Raw genomic sequence first — 4,789 nt, 5'->3', positions numbered from 1 at the left:
GCGCTGCTCGGCGCGCGCGCCGCCCGGCTGGAGGCGGAGGACGAGCGGCTGGCCGCGACCCAGCTGGCGCTGCGCAGCGATATCTCGACGCTCGAAGACACCGATCTGGCCGAGGCGGTGGCGCGGCTGGACCGGCTGGGCGTGGTGCTGGAAGCCGCGCAGGCGAGCTTCGCGCGGGTTGCCCGCCTGTCCTTGTGGGACCAGATTCGATAGCGCATCCAACGCTTAATCCGCCCGGCCATGCGCCGTAACCACGATGACCCCTCGTCATCGCGGAGCCGCCTCACCCCATGCTGTCCATCATCGGCCTTGTCGTGCTGGTCGTCATGGTGTTCGGCGGCTTTGCCATCACCGGTGGCAGCCTGGGCCCCGTGCTGCACGCGCTGCCGCACGAGTTCCTGATCATCGGCGGGGCCGCGGCCGGCGCCACGCTGGTGGCCACCGACATCAAGGGCATCAAGGAGATGGGGGCCGGCCTCGGCCGCGTGGTGAAGGGCCCGAAGTACAAGAAAGCCGATTATGGTGCCGCCATCTTCCTCACCGCGCGGCTGATGCGCCTGTTCCGCAGCGAAGGCCCCACCGCGGTCGAACCGCACATCGAGGACCCGAAATCCTCCAGCATCTTCGCCGAATATCCGCAGTTCGCCGGCGATCATTTCTTCATCAGCCTCGTCACCGATTCGATCCGGCTGCTGGTCGTCTCCACCGGCTCGCTGTCGGCGCAGGCGGTGGAGGACGTGATCGAAAGCCATATCGACACCCACCACCACGCCGCCCTGAAGCCGGTGGAGCGCCTGCAAACCATGTCGGACGCGCTGCCGGCGTTGGGCATCGTGGCCGCCGTGCTGGGGGTGATCAAGACGATGGGCAGCATCGATCAGCCGCCGGCGGTGCTGGGCGCCATGGTCGGGTCGGCGCTGGTCGGCACCTTCCTCGGCGTGCTGCTGTCCTATGGCATCGTGGGCCCGCTGTCGGCGCGCCTTAAGGCGGTGATCGACGAGGATGGCGAGATCTACCAGGTGGTGCGGCGGGTGATCGTTGCCAGCCTGAAGGGCCAGCCGCAGCCGCTGGTGATCGAAGCGGCGCGCACCGCCATCAGCCCAACCCATCAGCCCAGCTTTGCCGAGATCTTCGACGGCATGCGCTCCGCCCGGTGAAGCGGCCTCCGAGCAGCCCGGCATGAAGCCCGAACCGCATATCGAGCCGGAGATCGTCTACCGCAAGGTGAAGGCGCACGGCCATGCCCACCACGGCGGGGCGTGGAAGATCGCCTATGCCGATTTCGTCACCGCCATGATGGCCTTCTTCATGCTGTTGTGGATCCTGGGCGCCACCACCGAAGACCAGCGCAAGGGCATCGCCGATTATTTCACGCCGACGGTCATCCAGCTGCAGAACAGTGGCGGCTCCAACGGGCTGTTCGGCGGGCGCAGCGTGGTGGCGCCCGACGGCACTGCGGTGCGGCCCGAAACCACCGGAACGCGCCCCGTCACCAGCGCCGGCAGCGATGCCCCCTCCAGCCGGCCGGGCGATGCGCGCGGGGCGAGCGCCGGCAGCGGCAATCCCAAGGCCCCGCAAACCGGCGACAGCCGCGCCGATGCGGAACGCCGGAAGGACGAAGCCCGGCTCGACAAGGTGGTGGACGAGCTCAAGGCGCGGCTGGAGGCCGATCCGACGCTGAAGGGCCTGAAGGGCCAGGTGCGCTTCGTGAAGACCCGCGACGGCCTGCGCATCGATCTCGTCGAGCGCGCCGATTTCGCGATGTTCGCGCTCGGCACCTCGGCGCCCACGAAAGAGGCCGGCGAGTTGGTCGGGCTGGTGGCGCGCGCCATCGCCGAAACGCCCAACCGGCTGACCGTGCGCGGCCACACCGACGCGCTGGGCTACAGCGGCCGGAACGGCGCCTCCAACTGGAGCCTGTCTTCAGCGCGCGCGGACGCGACGCGCCGCCTGCTGATGGGTGGCGGCATTGACGCGTCTCGCTTCCGCCGCATCGAGGGCGTGGCCGACACCGATCCGTATGTGAAGGAAGCACCGCTCGATCCGCGCAATAGGCGGATCAGCGTGACCCTGCTCTACGAGGACCCGGCCTGAAGCCTCACTTCTGGGTGGAGGGCACCGGTTCCACGCCGGTGATGCGGCCGTGGACGAGGTCGGTATAGTCCTTGGCCAGCCCCAGCGAGGTGGCGCCGACCTGGAAGGACCAGGGGCCGATCTCGGCCAGCGGGGTCACCTCGGCGGCCGACCCGGTGAGGAAGGCCTCCTGGAAGCTGGCCAGTTCCTCCGGCCAGATCGCCCGCTCGACCACCTTCAGGCCGCGGCGCTGCGCCAGCGCGATGATCGACCGCCTTGTGATGCCATCCAGGAAGCAGTCGGGCGTTGGCGTGTGCAGCTCACCATCCTTCAGGAAGAAGATGTTGGCCCCGGTTGCCTCTGCCACCTGGCCGCGCCAGTCGAGCATAAGCGCATCGTTGTAGCCGGCCTGTTCGGCGGCATGCTTCGAAAGCGTGCAGATCATGTAGAGCCCGGCCGCCTTGGCGCGCACCGGCGCGGTGTAGGGCGCCGGCCGCCGCCACGGAGCGATGGTCAGCCTCAGGCCCTTCCTCAGCGCCTCCTCACCGAAATAGGCGCCCCATTCCCAGCAGGCCACTGCCAGGTGCGGCTTGGTCTTCTGCGCCGAGACGCCCATCTGCTCGCTGCCGCGCCAGGCCACCGGGCGGACATAGGCATTTGTGAGATTGTTGGCGGCCAAGGTCGCCTTGCAGGCGGCATCGATCTCATCAACGGTGTACGGCAGCGGGAAGCCCATCAGCGCAGCCGAATCGATCAGCCGCTGCGAATGGGCACTGAGCGCATAGATATGGCCGCCATAGGCGCGCGCGCCCTCGAACACCGAGCTGGCATAGTGCAGGCCATGGGTGAGGATATGGACATTGGCCTCGCGCCACGGCTTCAGTTCGCCATCAAACCAGATGAAGCCGTCGCGGTCGTCGAAGGTGGCGTCGATCATGGCAGGCCTGTCCTTGTGCAACAAAGTTGATCCTGGCCGGCTGCATCAGCAACAAAGGAACGCGCATTGCCGCCTTCCCTTGCCGGCTGTTGCGCTGGCAGCTTGTTTTGCCATACTGCTTGTGGCAGATATGTCAACATGGCTGTCCCATTCTCTCCCTTGCCAAGTGCCAACAAGCCGCAGGGGGTGCGCGTCACTCCGGCCTCGCCGTTGTTCTTGCGCGAAGACGAGATCAGGCGCGGCATCGAGCTGCTCTATTTCGGCTACACCGCCATGATCCGCGGCGCCGATGCCATTCTCGAGCAACAAGGGCTGGGCCGGGCCCATCACCGCGCGCTCTATTTCATCGCGCGGCGCCCGGGGCTTTCGGTGGGGCAATTGCTGGGCCTCCTGGGCATCACCAAGCAGTCACTGGGCCGGGTGCTGACCGACCTGTCGGCGCGCGGCCTTGTCGAACAGGCAGTGGGCCATGCCGATCGCCGGCAGCGCCTGCTCAGCCTGACGCCGGACGGCGCGGCGCTGGAAGCACGGCTGTTCACCGAACTGGAACGCTCCATGGCGCGAGCCTATGGCGAAGCCGGGCAGCAGGCGGTCACCGGCTTCTGGGCGGTGCTGATGGGCCTGGTGCCACCCGAAGCCCGCGCCGAGGTCGAGGCCCTGCAGGGCTAGGCTGACGGCAGGCGCTTCAGATAGTCGAACAAGGCGCGGCGTTCCGGCTCCGTCAGATGGCGCAACCGTTGCCGGCTTGCGTCGGTCATCAGGCCCAGCGTGCGCCCATCTGGTGCCCGGCCGGTTGTCGTGAGGGTCACGAAGCCCGGCCAGTCATAGACCTGCATCACGTCGGCCAGCGCCGGCGTTTCCCCGGGCAGCCCGGACAGATCGAAATTGTGGCATTCAGCGCACGCCATGCGGGTGAAATAAGCCCCCCAGGCCGGATCACCGGGACGCGGCGCCCGGGCCGACGCCCCCTCGCCCGACCGCGCAAACAGCGGGTTGGGCTTCAACACGCCAAGGGCCAACGCCAGTGGACGCACCGGCAGCGCAGACGCGCCAGGGGTCTGCGGACGCGCCGGCAGGGAGGCCAGATAGGCGTGCAGATCAGCAGCATCCTCATCTGCCATCGGGCCGAGATACTTGCCCACCATCGGCCACATTATTGCCGTGCCGTCGGGCCGCAGGCCGCGCCGCAGCGCGCGTGCCAGATCGGATGCGGTGTAGCGCTCGCCAAGGGCGGTGAGATTGGGCACCTCCAGCCCCTCCATCGCGCCGCCGGCAAGATCGGCACCATGGCAGGAGACACAGCCATAGACCCGGGCGATGTGGGCACCGCGCCCGGCATCACCGCGTGCGACGGCCATTGGCTCAGGCAGGGTGGCGGTCTTCTGACCGGCACGCCAACTGCCCAGGCCCCAGACCGTGCCGATGGCGACGCACAGGCCGAACCCCAGCAGCGCGACCATCACGGCAAGCCGCTTTCCCCATGTGCGCATGCATGTGCCCCCCGGCTGCACTCCCGAACAGGATAGCAGGGCCGGCGATCGCCCTCAACGCCTCAGCCGGAAGCTTGCTCAGCCCAGTTCCTTCGACCGAGCCGCCGCTGCCGCGATCACCTGTTCGAGAATCGGTGTCAGCGCCGGCATCAGGACGGACAAGCCCGCCGCCGTGGTGCCGCCCGGCGAGGTGACGCGCTCCCTCAGCGTCGCGGCGCTGCTGGCGCCATCGTGGGCGGCGAGCGCGGCGGCGCCGATCACCGTCTGCCGGGCCAGCCGCCTCGCCACC

General features: G+C 68.4%; 7 protein-coding genes. 4 read left to right on the top strand and 3 right to left on the bottom strand.

The genetic code is table 11. From position 1 onward, the window contains the following. From GJV64_RS11455 to GJV64_RS11445, 3 genes are all read left to right on the top strand, one after another. A partial coding sequence (locus GJV64_RS11455; RefSeq protein WP_268920646.1) for a flagellin occupies positions 1 to 213 on the top strand: 213 nt, incomplete at its 5' end. A gap of 77 nt (positions 214 to 290) precedes the next feature. Continuing rightward, on the top strand, positions 291 to 1,157 hold the full coding sequence (gene motA, locus GJV64_RS11450; protein WP_164157351.1) for a flagellar motor stator protein MotA: 867 nt from the start codon (positions 291 to 293) through the stop codon (positions 1,155 to 1,157). A gap of 22 nt (positions 1,158 to 1,179) precedes the next feature. After that, positions 1,180 to 2,094, top strand: coding sequence for a flagellar motor protein MotB (locus GJV64_RS11445; RefSeq protein WP_164157350.1), 915 nt, complete (start codon positions 1,180 to 1,182; stop codon positions 2,092 to 2,094). Between the two features lie 4 nt (positions 2,095 to 2,098). On the opposite strand, the gene GJV64_RS11440 is transcribed toward GJV64_RS11445, so the two are convergent. Next, the gene (locus tag GJV64_RS11440) at positions 2,099 to 3,010 is read right to left on the bottom strand and encodes a branched-chain amino acid aminotransferase (RefSeq protein WP_164157349.1); all 912 of its coding nucleotides are present in this window, start codon (positions 3,008 to 3,010) and stop codon (positions 2,099 to 2,101) included. A 138-nt stretch (positions 3,011 to 3,148) separates the two neighbouring features. On the opposite strand from GJV64_RS11440, the gene GJV64_RS11435 reads away from it, so the two are divergent. Further along, a complete protein-coding gene (locus tag GJV64_RS11435) occupies positions 3,149 to 3,679 on the top strand; it encodes a MarR family winged helix-turn-helix transcriptional regulator (protein WP_164157348.1) in 531 nt (176 codons plus the stop codon). On the opposite strand, the gene GJV64_RS11430 is transcribed toward GJV64_RS11435, so the two are convergent. Further along, on the bottom strand, positions 3,676 to 4,470 hold the full coding sequence (locus tag GJV64_RS11430) for a c-type cytochrome (RefSeq protein WP_235927713.1): 795 nt from the start codon (positions 4,468 to 4,470) through the stop codon (positions 3,676 to 3,678). The two genes, GJV64_RS11435 and GJV64_RS11430, sit on opposite strands and share 4 nt — an antisense overlap. Positions 4,471 to 4,578: 108 nt before the next feature. After that, on the bottom strand, positions 4,579 to 4,789 hold a 211-nt coding region (locus tag GJV64_RS11425; protein WP_328799178.1), incomplete at its 5' end, for a pyrroline-5-carboxylate reductase family protein.

Source organism: Sandarakinorhabdus rubra (genome assembly GCF_010994245.1).
GTDB classification, from domain to species: Bacteria; Pseudomonadota; Alphaproteobacteria; order Sphingomonadales; family Sphingomonadaceae; genus Sandarakinorhabdus; species Sandarakinorhabdus rubra.
This window is presented reverse-complemented; position numbering and strand designations above follow the sequence as displayed.